This window comes from Marinobacter sp. W-8, assembly GCF_044342215.1.
GTDB lineage: Bacteria > Pseudomonadota > Gammaproteobacteria > Pseudomonadales > Oleiphilaceae > Marinobacter > Marinobacter nauticus.
In genome coordinates, this window is sequence record NZ_CP172297.1 from 1,188,082 (window position 1) to 1,204,840 (window position 16,759).

General features: G+C 57.0%; 14 protein-coding genes. 11 read left to right on the forward strand and 3 right to left on the reverse strand.

Annotated elements, in window-relative coordinates:
- The first annotated feature begins 73 nt into the window (after window positions 1-73).
- The 9 genes from ACF8YQ_RS05445 to ACF8YQ_RS05485 all read left to right on the forward strand — a co-directional run bounded on the left by ACF8YQ_RS05445 (window position 74) and on the right by ACF8YQ_RS05485 (window position 10,204).
- A complete protein-coding gene (locus tag ACF8YQ_RS05445; protein WP_396622816.1) occupies window positions 74-2,674 on the forward strand; it encodes a TRAP transporter permease in 2,601 nt (866 codons plus the stop codon).
- A 151-nt stretch (window positions 2,675-2,825) separates the two neighbouring features.
- Window positions 2,826-4,751: a threonine--tRNA ligase gene (gene thrS, locus ACF8YQ_RS05450; protein ID WP_014420984.1), complete on the forward strand. Its 1,926-nt coding sequence runs from the start codon at window positions 2,826-2,828 to the stop codon at window positions 4,749-4,751.
- The gene (gene infC, locus ACF8YQ_RS05455; RefSeq protein ID WP_081432078.1) at window positions 4,748-5,293 is read left to right on the forward strand and encodes a translation initiation factor IF-3; all 546 of its coding nucleotides are present in this window, start codon (window positions 4,748-4,750) and stop codon (window positions 5,291-5,293) included. Before thrS ends, infC begins: the two co-directional genes overlap by 4 nt.
- Before the next feature lie 92 nt (window positions 5,294-5,385).
- Window positions 5,386-5,577 (forward strand): 50S ribosomal protein L35, encoded by a 192-nt coding sequence (gene rpmI, locus ACF8YQ_RS05460; RefSeq protein ID WP_007151842.1) that lies wholly within the window; start codon window positions 5,386-5,388, stop codon window positions 5,575-5,577.
- A 50-nt stretch (window positions 5,578-5,627) separates the two neighbouring features.
- Complete coding sequence (gene rplT / locus ACF8YQ_RS05465) at window positions 5,628-5,981, forward strand: 50S ribosomal protein L20 (protein WP_011785532.1); 354 nt, start codon at window positions 5,628-5,630, stop codon at window positions 5,979-5,981.
- A gap of 137 nt (window positions 5,982-6,118) precedes the next feature.
- Window positions 6,119-7,117, forward strand: a complete 999-nt coding sequence (gene pheS / locus ACF8YQ_RS05470) for a phenylalanine--tRNA ligase subunit alpha (RefSeq protein WP_396622817.1) — start codon at window positions 6,119-6,121, stop codon at window positions 7,115-7,117.
- A gap of 62 nt (window positions 7,118-7,179) precedes the next feature.
- Complete coding sequence (gene pheT / locus ACF8YQ_RS05475) at window positions 7,180-9,552, forward strand: phenylalanine--tRNA ligase subunit beta (RefSeq protein WP_396622818.1); 2,373 nt, start codon at window positions 7,180-7,182, stop codon at window positions 9,550-9,552.
- Window positions 9,553-9,555: 3 nt separating this feature from the next.
- The gene (ihfA, locus tag ACF8YQ_RS05480) at window positions 9,556-9,858 is read left to right on the forward strand and encodes an integration host factor subunit alpha (RefSeq protein WP_011785529.1); all 303 of its coding nucleotides are present in this window, start codon (window positions 9,556-9,558) and stop codon (window positions 9,856-9,858) included.
- Entirely contained in the window at window positions 9,839-10,204 is a 366-nt protein-coding gene (locus ACF8YQ_RS05485) for a MerR family transcriptional regulator (RefSeq protein WP_396622819.1), read from the forward strand. Before ihfA ends, ACF8YQ_RS05485 begins: the two co-directional genes overlap by 20 nt.
- A 90-nt stretch (window positions 10,205-10,294) precedes the next feature.
- On the opposite strand, the gene ACF8YQ_RS05490 is transcribed toward ACF8YQ_RS05485, so the two are convergent.
- Entirely contained in the window at window positions 10,295-10,483 is a 189-nt protein-coding gene (locus tag ACF8YQ_RS05490) for a DUF2892 domain-containing protein (protein ID WP_396622820.1), read from the reverse strand.
- Window positions 10,484-10,595: 112 nt separating this feature from the next.
- Here ACF8YQ_RS05490 and ACF8YQ_RS05495 point away from each other — a divergent pair, with 112 nt between their 5' ends.
- Complete coding sequence (locus ACF8YQ_RS05495; protein ID WP_224849247.1) at window positions 10,596-11,237, forward strand: Crp/Fnr family transcriptional regulator; 642 nt, start codon at window positions 10,596-10,598, stop codon at window positions 11,235-11,237.
- On the opposite strand, the gene ACF8YQ_RS05500 is transcribed toward ACF8YQ_RS05495, so the two are convergent.
- Both ACF8YQ_RS05500 and ACF8YQ_RS05505 read right to left on the reverse strand, forming a co-directional pair.
- On the reverse strand, window positions 11,226-12,362 hold the full coding sequence (locus ACF8YQ_RS05500; RefSeq protein WP_396622821.1) for a glycerate kinase: 1,137 nt from the start codon (window positions 12,360-12,362) through the stop codon (window positions 11,226-11,228). The genes ACF8YQ_RS05495 and ACF8YQ_RS05500 overlap by 12 nt on opposite strands.
- A gap of 1 nt (window position 12,363) precedes the next feature.
- Window positions 12,364-12,816: a winged helix-turn-helix transcriptional regulator gene (locus ACF8YQ_RS05505; RefSeq protein ID WP_396622822.1), complete on the reverse strand. Its 453-nt coding sequence runs from the start codon at window positions 12,814-12,816 to the stop codon at window positions 12,364-12,366.
- Between the two features lie 200 nt (window positions 12,817-13,016).
- Between ACF8YQ_RS05505 and putA the strand changes: the two genes are divergently transcribed.
- The gene (gene putA / locus ACF8YQ_RS05510) at window positions 13,017-16,646 is read left to right on the forward strand and encodes a bifunctional proline dehydrogenase/L-glutamate gamma-semialdehyde dehydrogenase PutA (RefSeq protein ID WP_396622823.1); all 3,630 of its coding nucleotides are present in this window, start codon (window positions 13,017-13,019) and stop codon (window positions 16,644-16,646) included.
- Window positions 16,647-16,759 lie beyond the last annotated feature (113 nt).

Below are 16,759 nucleotides of genomic sequence, written 5' to 3' on the forward strand. Positions count from 1 at the left end.
GGCATGTCAACAGAGCGGGCTGAGGCCCGCTCTGTTGATTCAGTAAGGTTATTTCCCATCACAGGAACATTCTATGGCAAAGAATGACCCCGGTACCGGGGCGGGAGTGGATGCCAGCAAGGTAGAACAGGTATTGCAGACCGAAACCGGAGGCCGGGCGCTGACCGGGCCTGCAGCGGTCATCCTGTTCATCGTTCCGGTGTGCTGGTCGTTGTTCCAGCTCTGGATTGCATCACCCCTGCCGTTCATTCTGAATTTCGGAATATTCAATTCCACCGAAGCGCGCTCAATCCATCTGGCGTTTGCGGTGTTTCTTGCATTCTCGGCATTCCCGATGATCAAGGGGGTGCATGCCAACAAGGTGCCCATATATGACTGGGTGTTGGCTTTGGCTGCTGCATTTGCGGCTTCCTATCTTTATGTTTTTTATGATGCTCTTTCGCAGAGGCCGGGGGCACCAACCACCATGGATCTCTGGGTGGCGTTGGGTGGCCTGGTATTGCTGCTGGAAGCTACCCGGAGGGCCCTTGGGCTCCCGCTGACTGTTGTTGCGGCGGTATTTATTGCCTACTCACTGGCCGGCCCTTACATGCCGGATGTGATTTCTCATAAAGGCGTGAGTCTGAACAAGCTGGCTTCCCACCAATGGCTCGGAACCGAGGGGGTATTCGGGGTTGCTCTTGGGGTATCTACCAGCTTTGTTTTCCTGTTTGTGTTGTTCGGTGCCTTGCTTGAGCGGGCGGGAGCCGGTAACTACTTTATCAAGGTGGCTTACGCCATGCTGGGGCATATGCGCGGAGGCCCGGCCAAGGCGGCGGTGGTTTCCAGTGGCCTGAGTGGAGTGATTTCCGGATCCTCCATCGCCAATGTGGTGACCACCGGTACCTTCACGATCCCCCTGATGAAACGGGTCGGTTTCCCGGCAACCAAAGCCGGCGCGGTTGAAGTGGCTGCGTCCACCAACGGCCAGCTTACCCCGCCAATCATGGGGGCCGCGGCCTTCCTGATGGTCGAGTACGTGGGGATTTCCTATCTCGAGGTGATCAAGCACGCCATTCTGCCGGCACTGATTTCCTATGTTGCCCTGATTTACATCGTCCATCTGGAAGCCTGCAAGCTGAAGATGGAAGGGGTAGAGCGGCTGAATCGTCCAACCCTGGCCCAGCGCATGCTGAACTGGGTGGTCATTCTGATTGGCCTGATCGTACTGACCTTCGCGGTTTATTACGGGGTTGGCTGGACCAAAGGGGTGCTGGGTGAGGCTGCGCCTTGGGTGCTCGGGCCAATTCTGGTTCTGATCTATGCGGGACTGGTTGGATACGCCACCCGATTCCCGGAGCTGGAGGAAGACGATCCCAACAAAGAGATGACCGAGTTGCCGGAGGTGGGGCCCACGGTTAAAACCGGGCTCTACTATCTGCTGCCGGTGGTGGTGCTGGTCTGGTGTCTGACGGTTGAACGCTTTTCGCCCCAGCTGTCTGCCTTCTGGGCGACCTTGTTCATGATCTTTATCGTTATTACCCAGCGGCCACTGAAGGCCTTTTTCCGCAAGCATGGCGGATTGGTTTCTGAGTTCACCGGCGGCATCAGTGATTTGTTCCATTCGCTGGCGACCGGCGCCAGGAACATGGTGGGTATCGGCGTTGCGACAGCAACGGCCGGCATCGTAGTTGGTACGGTGACGCTGACCGGTATCGGCCTGGTGATGACTCAGTTCGTGGAATTCCTGTCTGGCGGAAATCTGCTGCTGATGCTCATCTTCACTGCTGTGATCAGTCTGATTCTGGGGATGGGATTGCCGACAACCGCCAACTACATTGTGGTTTCCACCTTGATGGCTCCGGTTATCGTAACCCTGGGGGCCCAGAATGGCCTGATCGTTCCGCTGATTGCGGTGCACCTGTTCGTGTTCTATTTCGGGATACTGGCGGATGATACGCCGCCCGTGGGGTTGGCCGCCTACGCGGCGGCCGCAATCTCAGGGGCAGACCCGATCCGAACGGGTGTCCAGGGTTTTACCTACGATATTCGAACCGCCATCCTGCCGTTCATGTTCATCTTCAATACGCAGCTGTTGTTGATTGGCCTGACTGGCTGGTTTGATCTGCTGGTTACGGTGTTCAGTGCCGTCACGGCCATGCTGGTGTTCTCGGCGGCAACTCAGGGCTTCTGGTTCACCCGGAGCCGGAAGTGGGAAACCCTGTTGTTGTTGCTGATTACCTTCACCATGTTCCGGCCCGGTTTCTGGTGGGACATGATCTATCCGCCGAACGAAGAACGGCCGGGGACAGCCGTTATGGAATATGTGGCGGATGTGCCTGCTGACGGTGAGGTGGTGCTGAAGGTGTCAGGCATGGCGCTGGATGGCAGTGATGTCACCACCTACGTCGAGCTTGAGATCCCTGAAGGTGAAACCGCGCAGGAGCGCCTGGCGGGTGCAGGCCTGGAAGTGTCAGAGCAGGGCGGTGATCTGGTGGTGGATTTCGTCAACTTTGGCAGTGCCGCGGAAGATGCCGGTATCCAGTTTGGCTGGACCATTGATGCAGTACAGATTGAGCTGGAGCGGCCACCAAAAGAGTTGATGTTTATCCCGGCACTTTTACTGTTGGGCCTGGTCGCTTTCGGACAGCTCAGGCGCAAGGCACGGGAGGATGCTCAACCCCAGCCGGCCTGATTGGCTTCGGCTCCGTAAAAACCCGGCGTTGCTGCCGGGTTTTTTTCTGTTAGACTCGCCCTCAAATCCGGCTCGCGGTTTGTGTCGCGCAGTCCGGCAACCAAGTGATCTTTGGTATAGATCACCGCTGAGAAACCACGAGGAGATCATCATGCCCGTCATTACCCTGCCAGATGGCAGTCATCGCAGTTTTGCTGAACCCGTAACCGTACACGACGTTGCCGCAGACATTGGCGCGGGCCTGGCCAAAGCGGCCCTGGCCGGAAAGGTTAACGGAAAGCTTGTGGATACCAGCCACCTGATTGAAAACGATACAGAGCTGGCGATTGTGACGGAGCGTGATGAAGACGGCGTGGATATTATTCGCCACTCCACTGCTCACCTGATGGCCATGGCGGTTCAGGAGCTGTTCCCTGGCGCCCAGGTCACCATCGGTCCGGTAATCGAGAACGGCTTCTACTACGACTTCAAATATGAGCGCCCGTTTACCAATGAAGACATGGCGCGCATTGAAAAGCGTATGGAAGAACTCGCGAAACAGGATCTGCCGGTTTCCCGCTCCATTATGTCCCGGGACGAAGCGATCAAGCTGTTTAACGAGATGGGCGAGGAGTACAAGGTTCGCATCATCGAAGACATTCCGGGAGAGGAAGACCTGTCATTCTATCGTCAGGGCGACTTCATCGATCTGTGTCGTGGTCCTCACGTGCCCAGCACCGGTAAGCTCAAGGCCTTCAAGCTGACCAAGGTGGCCGGTGCCTATTGGCGTGGCGATACCAGTAATGAGCAGCTGCAGCGTATCTACGGTACTGCCTGGGGTAACAAGAAAGACCTCAAGGCCTACCTGCACCGCCTGGAAGAAGCTGAAAAAAGGGATCATCGCAAGATTGGCAAGAAGCTGGGCCTGTTCCACATGCAGGAAGAAGCCCCGGGTATGGTGTTCTGGCATCCGGATGGCTGGTCCCTCTATCAGGAGGTGGAACAGTACATGCGTGCCCAGCAGCATAAGCATGGCTACAAGGAGATCAAGACACCTCAGGTGGTGTCGCGGACCCTGTGGGAAAAGTCCGGCCACTGGGACAAGTTCAAGGACGACATGTTTACCACTGAGTCCGAGAAGCACGATTACGCCATCAAGCCCATGAACTGTCCGTGTCACGTGCAGGTGTTTAATCAGGGCCTGAAGAGCTACAAGGATCTGCCGCTGCGCCTGGCCGAGTTTGGCTCCTGCCACCGGAATGAAGCTTCTGGCGCGTTGCATGGACTGATGCGGGTGCGTGGTTTTACCCAGGATGATGCCCATATCTTCTGTGAGGAAGATGCTATCCAGGAAGAAGTGTCTGCATTTATTGCCATGTTGCACGAGATATATGCAGACTTCGGCTTCAGTGAAATCCTTTACAAGCTGTCCACCCGCCCTGAAAAGCGGGTCGGGTCGGACGAAGTCTGGGACAAATCCGAGGCAGCGCTCGAGCAGGCGCTGAACCGTGAAGGGGTTGACTGGGAGCTGTTGCCGGGCGAAGGTGCCTTCTACGGCCCCAAGATCGAGTTTTCTCTGAAAGATTGCCTCGGTCGGGTGTGGCAGTGTGGTACCATCCAGGTCGACTTCTCGATGCCGGGTCGTCTGGGGGCGCAGTATGTGGCCGACAATTCCGAGCGCAAAACGCCGGTTATGCTGCATCGGGCTGTACTGGGTTCCTTTGAGCGCTTCATCGGTATCCTGATCGAGGAGTACGAGGGTGCTTTCCCAACCTGGCTGGCACCGACACAGGTTGCTGTCCTGAATATTACCGATAAACAGCGTGATTACTGTCAGAATCTGGCCAAAAAACTGGATTCTTTAGGCTATCGGGTTAATGCTGACTTGAGAAACGAGAAGATCGGCTTTAAAATCCGCGAGCATACTCTAAATAAGGTTCCCTATCTGGTTGTTGTTGGCGATAAAGAAATCGAGAACAACGCCGTTGCCGTCCGGACACGTAAGGGCGAAGACCTGGGAACCATGTCGGTCGACGATTTTGAAAAGCTGCTTGCAGCTGACGTCGAGCGCAAAGGTAGAACCAAAACGGAGATCTGATTATTAAACAGCGAGCGAATCGGGGTGGGCGCGCACCCAAGGCGCCTATCAATGAGAATATTGACGCAACTGAAGTCCGACTGATTGATGCCGAAGGCAATCAGGTCGGGATTGTTCCGATCGAAGACGCCCTGCGTATGGCGGAAGAGGCGACCCTGGATCTGGTGCAGGTTACGGATTCCGATCCGATCGTCTGTAAGATAATGGACTACGGCAAGAAGATCTTTGAAGAGAAAAAGGCCAAGGCGGCTGCCAAGAAAAAGCAGAAGCAGACGCAGGTCAAAGAGCTGAAGTTCCGACCAGGAACGGAAGAAGGGGATTATCAGGTCAAACTACGCAACCTGGTACGTTTCCTTGAGAACGGGGACCGCGGCAAGATCACAATCCGGTTCCGTGGACGTGAGATGGCACACCAGGAAATTGGTATGAAGCTCATGCAGCGGATTGAGGAAGATGTGGCAGAAATAGCCCAGGTTGAGATGCGGCCGAAAATGGAAGGCCGGCAGATGACCATGGTTATCGCACCCCGTAAGAAGAAGTGAACCTGATCCCGTGACGGGTCCCCCGCATTAGCGGGGGATTTGTCGTTCAGGGGCACAATTGTTTATCCAAAATAGAATGCGGAGTTTTAAAAATGCCGAAGATGAAAACCAAGAGCGGAGCTACCAAGCGGTTCAAGAAGACCGCCACTGGCTTCAAGCACAAGCAGTCCTTCACCAGCCACATCCTGACCAAGAAGAGCCCGAAGCGTAAGCGTCAGCTGCGCGGTACCAAGCTCATCGCCAAGTCGGACGTAGCGTCTATCAAGCGCATGACCGCGTGCTGATTCAGCCGCGCGAATCATTCCTTAGAAAGTAAAGGTAGAAGGATTAAAGTATGGCTCGTGTAAAGCGTGGCGTGGTAGCACGTCGTCGTCACAAGAAGATTCTCAATCAGGCCAAAGGTTACTACGGTGCCCGTAGCCGTGTTTACCGCGTTGCCAAGCAAGCGGTTATCAAGGCTGGTCAGTATGCCTACCGTGACCGTCGCAACCGTAAGCGTGCATTCCGCGCTCTGTGGATTGCCCGTATCAACGCTGGCGCCCGTGCAAACGGTCTGTCTTACAGCCGTCTGATCGCTGGTCTGAAGAAGGCGAATGTTGAAATCGATCGTAAGGTTCTGGCCGATCTGGCCATGAACGAACAGCAGGCGTTTGCCGCTGTTGTTGAGAAGGCCAAAGCGTCCCTGTGATCGCTTAAGCTCTTTCATCGATTGCTGATCGATCCGGGCGCCCCATGTTTCATGACGGCGCCTTCTGATAGGGGAAGGGCACGCTCTTCCCCTATTTTTGTTTTAACCTACCCCATTTCTGGTTTGGAGCAGGGTCAATGGAAAACCTGGAGCAACTGGTTCAGGACGGGTTGAATGCCGTAGAAAAGGCCGACAACCTGCAGGCGCTTGATCAAATTCGTGTGGAATACCTCGGCAAAAAGGGTGTGATTACCCAGCAGGCAAAAACTCTGGGCAAGCTCTCTGCGGAGGAGCGCCCGGCGGCCGGCCAGAAGATCAATGAAGCCAAGGGGCAGGTGGAGCAAGTCATCAACGCACGGCGGGCAGATCTTGAGAAAGCGGCCATTGAAGCCAGGCTTGCGGCGGAATCCATTGACGTAACACTTCCGGGGCGGGGGCAGGACCTGGGTGGTTTGCATCCGGTAACCCGCACCCTGCAGCGCATTGAGGAAATCTTTGCCCGTGCCGGTTATAGCGTAGAGCAAGGGCCTGAAATCGAAGACGATTACCACAACTTCGAAGCTCTGAATATTCCCGGGCACCACCCGGCCCGTGCCATGCACGATACTTTCTATTTCAATCCGGGTACCTTGCTCCGTACCCACACCTCACCGGTACAGATTCGGACCATGGAGGCAGGCAAGCCGCCGTTCCGCATGATCTGCCCCGGACGGGTCTATCGCTGTGATTCCGATATGACTCACACCCCTATGTTCCATCAGGTGGAAGGTCTGCTGGTGGAGAAGAATGTCAGCTTCGCGGACCTGAAAAGCACCGTGGAGGAATTCCTCAGGGTTTTCTTTGAGCGGGATCTGAAAGTTCGCTTCCGTCCCTCCTACTTCCCGTTCACCGAACCATCGGCGGAAGTGGATATTGAATGGGGACGTGAGCCGGATGGCAGCATCAAGTGGCTGGAAGTGATGGGCTGCGGCATGGTGCATCCGAAAGTGTTCGAATATTGCGGTATTGATTCCGAGGAATATCGCGGGTTTGCTTTTGGTCTGGGTGTTGAGCGCCTGGCCATGCTTCGTTATGGAGTAAAAGACCTGCGTATGTTCTTCGAAAACGACCTGCGTTTCCTTCGTCAGTTCCGTTGATACGACACCAGGAATTGGCGTAACAGGCTCAGAATCAACCGAATCAGGACAGGACCAGGATAATGAAATTCAGTGAACAGTGGCTGCGCGAGTGGGTAAACCCGAACATTGGCTCTCAGGAATTGATGGACCAGATCACCATGGCGGGGCTAGAAGTCGACGGCTTTGAGGCCGTGGCTGGCGAATTTTCCGGCGTGGTTGTGGGTGAGGTCGTTTCCGTTGCGCCCCATCCGGATGCCGACAAGCTGCGGGTGTGTCAGGTGAGCAATGGCGAGCAGACCGTGCAGGTGGTCTGTGGTGCCCCCAATGTTCGCGACGGGCTGAAGGTGCCTTTTGCCGAGGTGGGCGCTGTGCTGCCCGGCAATTTCAAGATCAAGAAAGCCAAGCTCCGGGGGCAGCCCTCCGAGGGTATGCTGTGTTCGGAATCCGAGCTGGGCTTGTCCGATAACCATGACGGCCTGATGGAGCTCCCGGAGGATGCCGAGGTTGGGCAGCCGGTGGTTGACTATCTGAAGCTGAATGACATCACCATTGATGTGGATCTGACCCCGAATCGCAGCGACTGTCTGTCCATCAAGGGCCTGGCCCGGGAAGTGGGCGTGTTGAACAGCCTGGTCACCAATGCGCCTTCCATTCCGCACGTGGAAGCGGTGCACTCGGAAGTGCCTGATATCCGGGTGGAAGCCCCTGAGGGTTGCCCCCGTTATCTGGGGCGTGTTCTGAGAAACGTCAATCTGCAGGCAGAAACGCCGCTCTGGATGCAGGAGAAGCTGCGTCGTTCCGGTATCCGTTCCATTGATGCGGCGGTGGATGTCACCAACTACGTCATGCTGGAACTGGGCCAGCCCATGCATGCCTTTGACCGGGATGAGATCAAAGGTGGGATTGTTGTGCGCATGGCTGGCTCGGGCGAAAAACTGGTATTGCTGGACGGTCAGGAGGTCGAGCTTACTCCGGAAACGCTGGTGATTGCCGACCACGAGAAGCCAGTGGCCATTGCCGGTGTGATGGGGGGCGAGCATTCCGGGGTGAGTGAGAAAACCCGGGATCTGGTGCTTGAATCCGCCTATTTTGACCCGATCACGCTGGCCGGCAAGGCTCGTCAATATGGCCTGCATACAGATGCCTCCCACCGTTTTGAGCGGGGCGTGGATTATGAGCTGGCACGGGATGCCATGGAGCGGGCAACCGGTCTGCTGATGGCTATTGTCGGGGGTGAGCCCGGCGAAATTGTCGAAGTGGCCAGCAAGGAACACCTGCCAAAGGCGCGGGTGATTGATCTGCGTGAGCAGCGCCTGGCGGATGTGTTGGGGCTTAGAATTGACCGCACTACCGTTGAAGAGATTCTCAGCCGGCTTGGCCTGCACATCGACAAGCTGTTGAAAGACGGCTGGCGTATCAGTGTGCCCAGCTTCCGGCCGGATATTTCCATCGAAGAAGACCTGATCGAAGAGGTCGGTCGCATTTTTGGTTATAACAATCTGCCGGTCACCGAGCCAACCGGCTCGCTTGGGCTGCGGGCCCGGGAAGAAGCGGTTCGGCCGCTGTCTGCTGTGCGTAACTTTTTCGTCGCCCATGGCTACCAGGAAGCGGTGACCTACAGCTTTGTTGATCCCAAGGTTCAACAGCTGGTGGATCCGGAACGTGAGGGGATTGCGTTGGCCAATCCCATCTCGTCGGATCTTTCGGTGATGCGCACGACGCTGTGGAGCGGCCTGCTTAAAACCGTGGGCTACAACCAGAACCGGCAGCAGCCCCGTATTCGCCTGTTTGAGACCGGTTTGCGATTCGTTCAGGATGCCGATGGCATCAGTCAGCAGCCGATGCTGGCAGGGGTGGTGGTTGGTAACCAGAATCCCGAAAACTGGGTAAACGGTCGCAGAACCACGGATTTCTTTGATGTAAAAGGGGAATTGGAAAGCCTGTTCCGACTGCTTGGCATCGAGGTTGATTTTATTGCCAGCCAGCACCCTGCGCTGCATCCGGGCCAGACGGCGGAACTGTTGAGGGATGGCGAGCATGTGGGCTGGCTGGGTGCACTGCATCCACAAGTTCAGAAAAATCTTGAACTTAATGGCACGATCCTGATGTTTGAGCTATTCTTGAATTCGATCGTTGCCGGTTATGTGCCTAATTTCAAAGATATTTCAAAATTCCCGGAAGTTCGCCGGGATTTGGCTATCATTATCGGGAGCGATGTGGCGTTCGCCCAGGTAGAACATGTGGCCCGTAAACATGCTGGCGAGCACCTCACGGCGTTGCGTGTGTTTGATGTCTATGAAGGTGAAAGCCTGGGTGAGGGTAACCGAAGCCTGGCTTTGAGCCTGTTCTGGCAGCATCCTGAACGCACGCTTAACGAGGACGAAGTGCATTCGCTCTTCAATGGGGTTATCGATGCCCTGAAAGAAGAGTTGGGGGCAACACTGAGGAGTTGACAGATGGCGGCTTTGACGAAAGCGGACATGGCAGAGCGCTTGTACGAGGAGTTGGGGCTTAACAAGCGGGAAGCCAAGGAAATGGTGGAAGCTTTCTTCGACGAAATCAGAGGCGCACTCAGCCACAACGAGCAGGTGAAGTTGTCGGGTTTCGGCAACTTCGATCTCAGGGACAAGAAGCAGCGACCGGGACGGAACCCGAAAACGGGTGAGGAAATTCCCATCAGTGCACGGCGCGTAGTTACGTTTCGACCAGGTCAGAAACTGAAGCAGAAAGTAGAAGCGTATGCTGGAACCCAGTCATAACAATGAGCTCCCGGTTATTCCGGGCAAGCGTTATTTCACCATTGGTGAAGTAGCCGAGCTGTGTGCGGTCAAGGCGCATGTGTTGCGCTATTGGGAGCAGGAATTCCCGCAGCTGTCGCCGGTCAAGCGCCGGGGCAATCGCCGTTACTATCAGCGCGCGGATGTGATCACCATCCGCCAGATCCGCAGCCTGCTGTACGATCAGGGCTACACCATTGGTGGTGCCAAACAGAAGCTCAGCAGCAGCGAAGTGAAGGATGATACCTCACAGTACAGGCAGTTGATCCGTCAGATGATCACCGAGCTTGAGGAAGTGCTGGATGTGCTGAACACGCCGGTGCGTTGAGGCAGCCGTAAGCCTGTCTGCATTGAAGAACGACAAAAGGCCAGAGTGGCGCGAGCTGCTCTGGCCTTTGTGTTTCTGGAGCTTGCAGGCCTATCTTGTTTTGCAGGTCTTGATGCCGAGCAGGGAATAGGCAGGGCAGTTACCCACCAGTGCTGTGGCCAGCGGTACAATGCCAATCCAGCCCCAGGGTGTCTGAGGGCCAACAAAGACTAGGGCCAGCAGGACAACACCCACGATGGCACGAATAATACGATCAGCGGAACCCATGTTTACCGTCATCTTGGTCTCTCCTGTGTGATGTCGGATGATGGTTTGACTATAGGCCTGTTATTGGCCGGGTTCAGTGATAAAGTCACACAGGCAGACGACTTTCGATACAAGGCAATGCGGAATGGCCAGGCACAGTATTCTCGACACACTACACGACTCCCTGCGCAAAGATGCCCTGGAGGGTCTCCAGGCCATGCGTTTCCCTCCCGGGCAGGTGCTGTTCAGTGCCGGAGAACATTGCCGGGGGCTTCCCCTGGTGCTGGATGGCAGTATCAAGGTGCAGATGACCGGAGCATCTGGCCACAGCATCGTGCTCTACCGTATGGGCGCTGACGATATCTGCACGTTGTCCATTGGCTGTCTGATGACGGGGCGTGGCTACCGGGCTGAAGCCATCGTTGAAGATGAGGCAGAAGCCGCCATTATCCCGCGCGGATTATTCGATCGGCTGATGGATCAGTCGGCAGAGTTCCGGCTGGGGATTATGGAGTCCTATGGCCGTCGTCTTGACGATCTGATGTTGTTGGTTGAAGAAGTAGCGTTTCACCGCATGGATGAGCGTCTGGAGGAGTGGCTTCAGGTCCGTGCGGCTGCTGGTCAGAGTGTACTGAATATTACCCATCAGGAGCTGGCCGTGGAGCTGGGAACGGCCAGGGAAGTGGTCAGCCGACTGCTTAAAGAGCTTGAACGCCGGGGCCAGGTTCGTTTGGCCCGCGGCCGGGTAGAACTCACCGGATTACGGAAAACCGCTTCACCTGCGTGATAAACTGTGCGCCAGGCGCGCCAGCTGTTCTGAAGACTTCTCGAGGTTCGCTTCTGCCCGGCCATAGGCTTCCGTCAGGGTGATGGGCGCGGGGGTGATCGAGAAAGCCGCTGTTAACCCAACGCTATGGAGCGGAGCCAGTTCAGCCCCTAATTTTCCACACAGGCCAATCACTGGTACACCGCAGGCATGTGCCAGTCTGGACACGCCGGCCGGCGTTTTTCCAAAGGCGCTTTGAGCATCGATGGCACCTTCCGCGGTGATCACCAGATCCGCGTTGCGGATATGCTGCTCCAGTTTGACGGCCTCCATCACCAGCTCTATTCCCGGTTGGAGTCGGGCGCCCAGAATACCCTTGACCGTGCCACCGATACCCCCGGCCGCGCCACTGCCGGGAAAGCTGGCAATGTCCAGGCCCTGCGCCTTAACCAGACGGGAAAAATGCGCAAGATTGGCGTCCAGCTGACGAACGTCGTCTTCATTGGCGCCTTTCTGCGGCCCGAAAACCGCTGCCGCTCCCTCCGGGCCCAGCAACGCATTGGTAACATCACAGGCCACAATCAACTGGATGCCGTTGAGTCTGCGAATGGCAGGTTCAAGGTCCGCCGTGGCCAGTCGTGCCAGGCCTGCACCGCCGGGCCCGATTTCCTCGCTCTGGTTATCCAGCAGGCGCGCCCCCAGAGCCTGCAGTATGCCCGCGCCGCCATCCGTTGTGGCGCTTCCTCCCAGGCCCATGATCAATGTTTTCGGCCGGTGTTTCAGGGCTGCCAGAATCAACTCTCCGGTACCACGGCTGGTTGCCCGGAGCGCATCACGGGCCCCGGCGGGTACACAATGCAAGCCACTGGCTTCAGCTACCTCGATCACGGCGGTTTCGTTGTTATTGGCCAGGCCAAAGCGGGCCTCGATATGCTCACCCAGCGGGCCCGTGACGGCCACCGTATGCAGTTGCCCGCCCAGAGCCTCTGTCAGGGCCATTGTGGTTCCTTCACCCCCATCGGCGAGGGGGATTTCTACAATCGCATCCTCCGGGGCAGCGTTGCGCCAACCACGGGCGATGGCAGAGGCAACCTGCTGCGCTGAGAGGCATTCCTTGAAAGAGTCGGGGGCAACAACGATCCGCATCTTACTGTCCTCGGTCTTTAACGTTTTCCATCACTACAAAGGTGCTGGTCTGCAGTACGTGGGGCAGGCTGGAGATCTGTTCTCCCAGAACCTGCCGGTATTCGGCCATGTTGCGTGTACGTATTTTCAGAAGATAGTCGAAATTCGCCGCCATCATATGGCACTGCTCCACCGCCGAGATTTGCCGGACGGCCTCATTGAAGGCCGCCAGTGCCTTGCTGCTGGTGTCATTCAGGGTGACCTGGGCGAACGCAATATGAGAGAGCCCCAGCTTGGTCTGGTTCACCATGGCACTGTAGCCGGTAATGTACCCCTGATCTTCGAGCCGTTTCATACGTACCTGACAGGGAGTCTTTGATAAACCTACCCGGGAGGCCAGGTCGGTCACGGTAATGCGGCCGTTCTTCTGCAGTTCCCGGATGATGGAAAGATCGATTCTGTCGAGATCTGCCATGGCTGCTATCCTTTGAGATAGTGGATGGAATCTTTTTAAAAGGCCGAAACGTCTAATATTAGCGAAAGTGCAGGCTTATAGATAATTTTTCGGATATTAAAAAAGGAAAATAATAATCTATTTTTCAGCTGAACAGGCTAATTGCATGTACCTGCTTCGCTAAAATGCGGTCAGTATTCAAACAATCAGGAGGGTACACCATGAGTCTTCAGCAATCCGTGGCACCGGAGCTCAACGACATTCGCCAGGCGATCCGAGCAAACTACCTGGCAGATGAACACGAAGTGATCCACCGGCTGATTGCTGAGGCCCAGTTGTCGGATGAAACCCGCAAGGCCATTTCGGCCCGGGCAGCAGAGCTGGTGCGGGATGTGCGCAACAGCGCCCGCCCGACCATCATGGAAAAGTTTCTGGCCGAATACGGGCTGACCACCAAAGAAGGTGTGGCCCTGATGTGTCTGGCGGAGGCTCTGCTGCGGGTACCCGACAATCTCACCATCCAGGATCTGATTGAAGACAAGATCACCTCGGGTAACTGGGGCGCCCATGTGGGCAAGGCCAAGTCCGGAATGATCAACTCGGCCACCCTGGCCCTGCTGATGACCAGCAACCTGCTGAAGGATTCCGAGCGCCAGAGCGTGGGGGATACCTTGCGCAAGCTGGTCAAGCGCCTGGGCGAACCGGTTGTGCGCACCGTGGCGGGCCAGGCCATGAAGGAAATGGGGCGCCAGTTTGTACTGGGCCGCACCATTGAAGAGGCGCAGGACCGCGGCAAGGCCCAGGAAGAGCGGGGCTATACCTATTCCTACGACATGCTGGGCGAAGCCGCCCGCACCGATGCCGATGCCCAGCGTTATTACCAGGCCTACTCAGACGCTATTGACAGCATCAGCAAGCGCTGCGAAGGCGATGTAAGAACGAATCCGGGGATCTCGGTGAAGCTTTCGGCGCTGCTGGCGCGCTATGAGTACGGGCACAAAGAGCGGGTGATGAGTGAGCTCATGCCACGGGCACTCAAGCTCGCCAGGAAGGCGGCGGCGGCCAACATGGGCTTCAATATTGATGCCGAGGAGCAGGATCGTCTGGATCTTTCCCTGGATGTGATCGAAGCCATCCTGTCCGACCCGGAGTTGAAAGACTGGCAAGGCTTTGGTGTCGTGGTTCAGGCTTTCGGCAAGCGCGCCTCACAGACCCTGGACTGGCTCTATGCGCTGTCTGAAAAGCTGGATCGTCGCATCATGGTGCGGCTGGTTAAAGGTGCTTACTGGGATGCCGAGATCAAGCGTGCCCAGGTGATGGGCCTGTCAGACTTTCCGGTCTTCACCCGCAAGGCCTGCAGCGACGTCGCTTACCTGGCTGGTGCTCGCAAGCTTCTGGGCATGACCGACCGTATCTACCCGCAGTTCGCCACCCACAACGCCCATTCGGTGTCAGCGGTACTGGAACTGGCCAAGGATCTGAGTCGGGATAAATTCGAGTTCCAGCGCCTGCATGGTATGGGGGAATCCCTGCACGATCAGGTTCTGGAGGACAGTGGTGTGCCCTGCCGGATCTACGCGCCGGTGGGTGCCCACAAAGACCTGCTGGCTTACCTGGTTCGCCGGTTGCTGGAGAACGGTGCCAACAGTTCCTTTGTTAACCAGATTGTGGATACCAGCATCACCCCGGAAGAAATCGCCAAAGACCCTATTGATGTGGTGGTGGGCCTTGGCCATAACCTGTCCAGCAAAGCGATTGTGCATCCGTCTAAAATCCTTGGTGAGCAGCGTCGAAACTCCAAGGGCTGGGATATTACGGATCCGGTGACGGTGGCCGAGATTGATGAAGGTCGTAATCGTTACAAGAGCCATCAGTGGAAAGGTGGCCCGATACTGGCCGTGGATTCTGTCAGTGACGAAGTGGTTGAGGTGCGGAATCCTGCAAACCCGGACGACCTGGTCGGTCACATCACCTATACCTCAGAGGCGGATATTTCGTCAGCTCTGGACGCTGCTCAGGAGGGCTTCAAGCAGTGGTCTTCGGTACCGGCGGAAGAGCGTGCGGCCATGATTCGCAGGGTCGGCGACCTGTACGAAGAGAACGTGCACGAGCTGTTTGCGCTAACCACCCGAGAAGCCGGTAAATCCCTGCTGGATGCCGTGGCCGAGATTCGCGAGGCCGTGGATTTTGCCATGTTCTATGCCAACGAAGGCATCCGTTACAAGCATGACGGCGAAGCCCGTGGTGTGATGTGCTGCATCTCGCCCTGGAACTTCCCGCTGGCGATCTTTACTGGCCAGATTCTGGCGAACCTGGCGGCCGGTAACGCGGTGGTGGCCAAGCCGGCAGAGCAAACCTCGCTGCTGGCCTTCCGGGCCGTGGAGCTGATGCATCAGGCGGGCATCCCCCGGGCTGCAATCCAGCTATTGCCTGGTACCGGCGCCACCGTGGGTTCCGGGCTGACCTCAGATGCCCGGGTGACCGGTGTGTGTTTCACGGGTTCAACCGCGACCGCACAGCGGATCAACAAGGCCATGACCGAACACATGGAGCCGGATGCACCGCTGGTGGCAGAAACCGGTGGTCTGAACGCCATGATTGTGGATTCCACCGCGTTGCCGGAGCAGGTGGTGCGTGACGTGCTGGCATCCTCCTTCCAGAGTGCCGGTCAGCGCTGTTCTGCACTTCGTATGCTGTATGTGCAGAAGGACATTGCCGATAATCTGCTGGAAATGCTCTACGGTGCCATGGAGGAACTGGGTATTGGTGATCCGTGGCAGTTGTCGACCGATGTGGGCCCGGTGATCGACGAAAATGCCCGCAAGAAGATTACCGACCATTGCCAGAAATTCGAGCAGCAGGGCAAGCTGCTCAAGAAACTGAACGTACCGGAGAAGGGCCTGTTCGTATCGCCGGCAGTGCTTCAGGTGAGCGGAATTGAAGAACTGGAAGAGGAGATTTTCGGCCCGGTTCTGCACGTGGCTACGTTTGAAGCCAAGGACATCGACAAGGTGATTGATGCCGTCAACGCCAAGGGCTACGGCCTGACCTTCGGTATTCATAGCCGCGTTGACCGCCGGATCGAGCACATTGCCAGTCGTATCAAGGTGGGTAACACCTACGTGAACCGTAACCAGATTGGTGCCATCGTCGGCTCCCAGCCATTCGGTGGCGAGGGGCTGTCTGGGACCGGGCCGAAGGCCGGTGGCCCGCAATACGTGCGTCGCTTCCTGCGCGGTGAGGTGGTTGAAAAGCCGGCCCAGTCTAGCGACAAGGTGCTCAGTGCTGACAAGGCCCAGAAGCTGATCGATAAGCTCGCTAAAGTGGAGGTACCGGAGGCAGAAGGCCGCCAGGCGTTGCTGGTTCCCTTCTTCGGCAAGGTGCCGGCGCCTCTGGACGAGGGGTACGAGGAAATGCCGGGGCCGACTGGCGAGCAGAACCATCTGTCCTGCCATGGTCGCGGTCTGGTACTGTGCCTTGGACCAGACGCCGAGTCTGCCTTGGAGCAGGCCGGCACCGCCCTGTCGCAGGGTAACAAGGTGGTGGTGATTGCACCGGGCGCCGAGAAGGCACTGGCCGATGCCATCAAGGCGGGCCTTCCGGTTGTGGCTAGCGATGGCATGCTTGATCCGGACGCTCTGAGCCACCTGACCGGCTTTGAAGCGGTGGTGAGCGTAGCCGAGAAGCCTCTGCTCAAGCAGTACCGCATGGCGCTGTGCAAGCGTGAGGGCGCGCTGTTGCCGGTGATCACAGAACACAAGCTGGATCAGCGCTACGTGATTGAGCGGCATCTGTGTATCGACACCACAGCGGCCGGCGGTAACGCCAGCCTGATTGCGTCGGCTGAATAAAGCCGGCTTGGGCCGGGGGATCGCTTCCCCCGGCTTCTCCTTTCCTCGCATTTCTGTTGCGAGCCATTCGCGTTACCATAGCCCGCTTTAGCTGCATCATTCGAATCGGGCAT

Bases quoted from the DNA above. Each gene is read 5' to 3' on its own strand.
- ACF8YQ_RS05445 (WP_396622816.1), top strand. From the start codon at position 74: ATGGCAAAGAATGACCCCGGTACCGGGGCGGGAGTGGATGCCAGCAAG.
- thrS (WP_014420984.1), top strand. From the start codon at position 2,826: ATGCCCGTCATTACCCTGCCAGATGGCAGTCATCGCAGTTTTGCTGAA.
- rpmI (WP_007151842.1), top strand. From the start codon at position 5,386: ATGCCGAAGATGAAAACCAAGAGCGGAGCTACCAAGCGGTTCAAGAAG.
- rplT (WP_011785532.1), top strand. From the start codon at position 5,628: ATGGCTCGTGTAAAGCGTGGCGTGGTAGCACGTCGTCGTCACAAGAAG.
- pheS (WP_396622817.1), top strand. From the start codon at position 6,119: ATGGAAAACCTGGAGCAACTGGTTCAGGACGGGTTGAATGCCGTAGAA.
- pheT (WP_396622818.1), top strand. From the start codon at position 7,180: ATGAAATTCAGTGAACAGTGGCTGCGCGAGTGGGTAAACCCGAACATT.
- ihfA (WP_011785529.1), top strand. From the start codon at position 9,556: ATGGCGGCTTTGACGAAAGCGGACATGGCAGAGCGCTTGTACGAGGAG.
- ACF8YQ_RS05485 (WP_396622819.1), top strand. From the start codon at position 9,839: ATGCTGGAACCCAGTCATAACAATGAGCTCCCGGTTATTCCGGGCAAG.
- ACF8YQ_RS05490 (WP_396622820.1), bottom strand. From the start codon at position 10,483: ATGACGGTAAACATGGGTTCCGCTGATCGTATTATTCGTGCCATCGTG.
- ACF8YQ_RS05495 (WP_224849247.1), top strand. From the start codon at position 10,596: ATGGCCAGGCACAGTATTCTCGACACACTACACGACTCCCTGCGCAAA.
- ACF8YQ_RS05500 (WP_396622821.1), bottom strand. From the start codon at position 12,362: ATGCGGATCGTTGTTGCCCCCGACTCTTTCAAGGAATGCCTCTCAGCG.
- ACF8YQ_RS05505 (WP_396622822.1), bottom strand. From the start codon at position 12,816: ATGGCAGATCTCGACAGAATCGATCTTTCCATCATCCGGGAACTGCAG.
- putA (WP_396622823.1), top strand. From the start codon at position 13,017: ATGAGTCTTCAGCAATCCGTGGCACCGGAGCTCAACGACATTCGCCAG.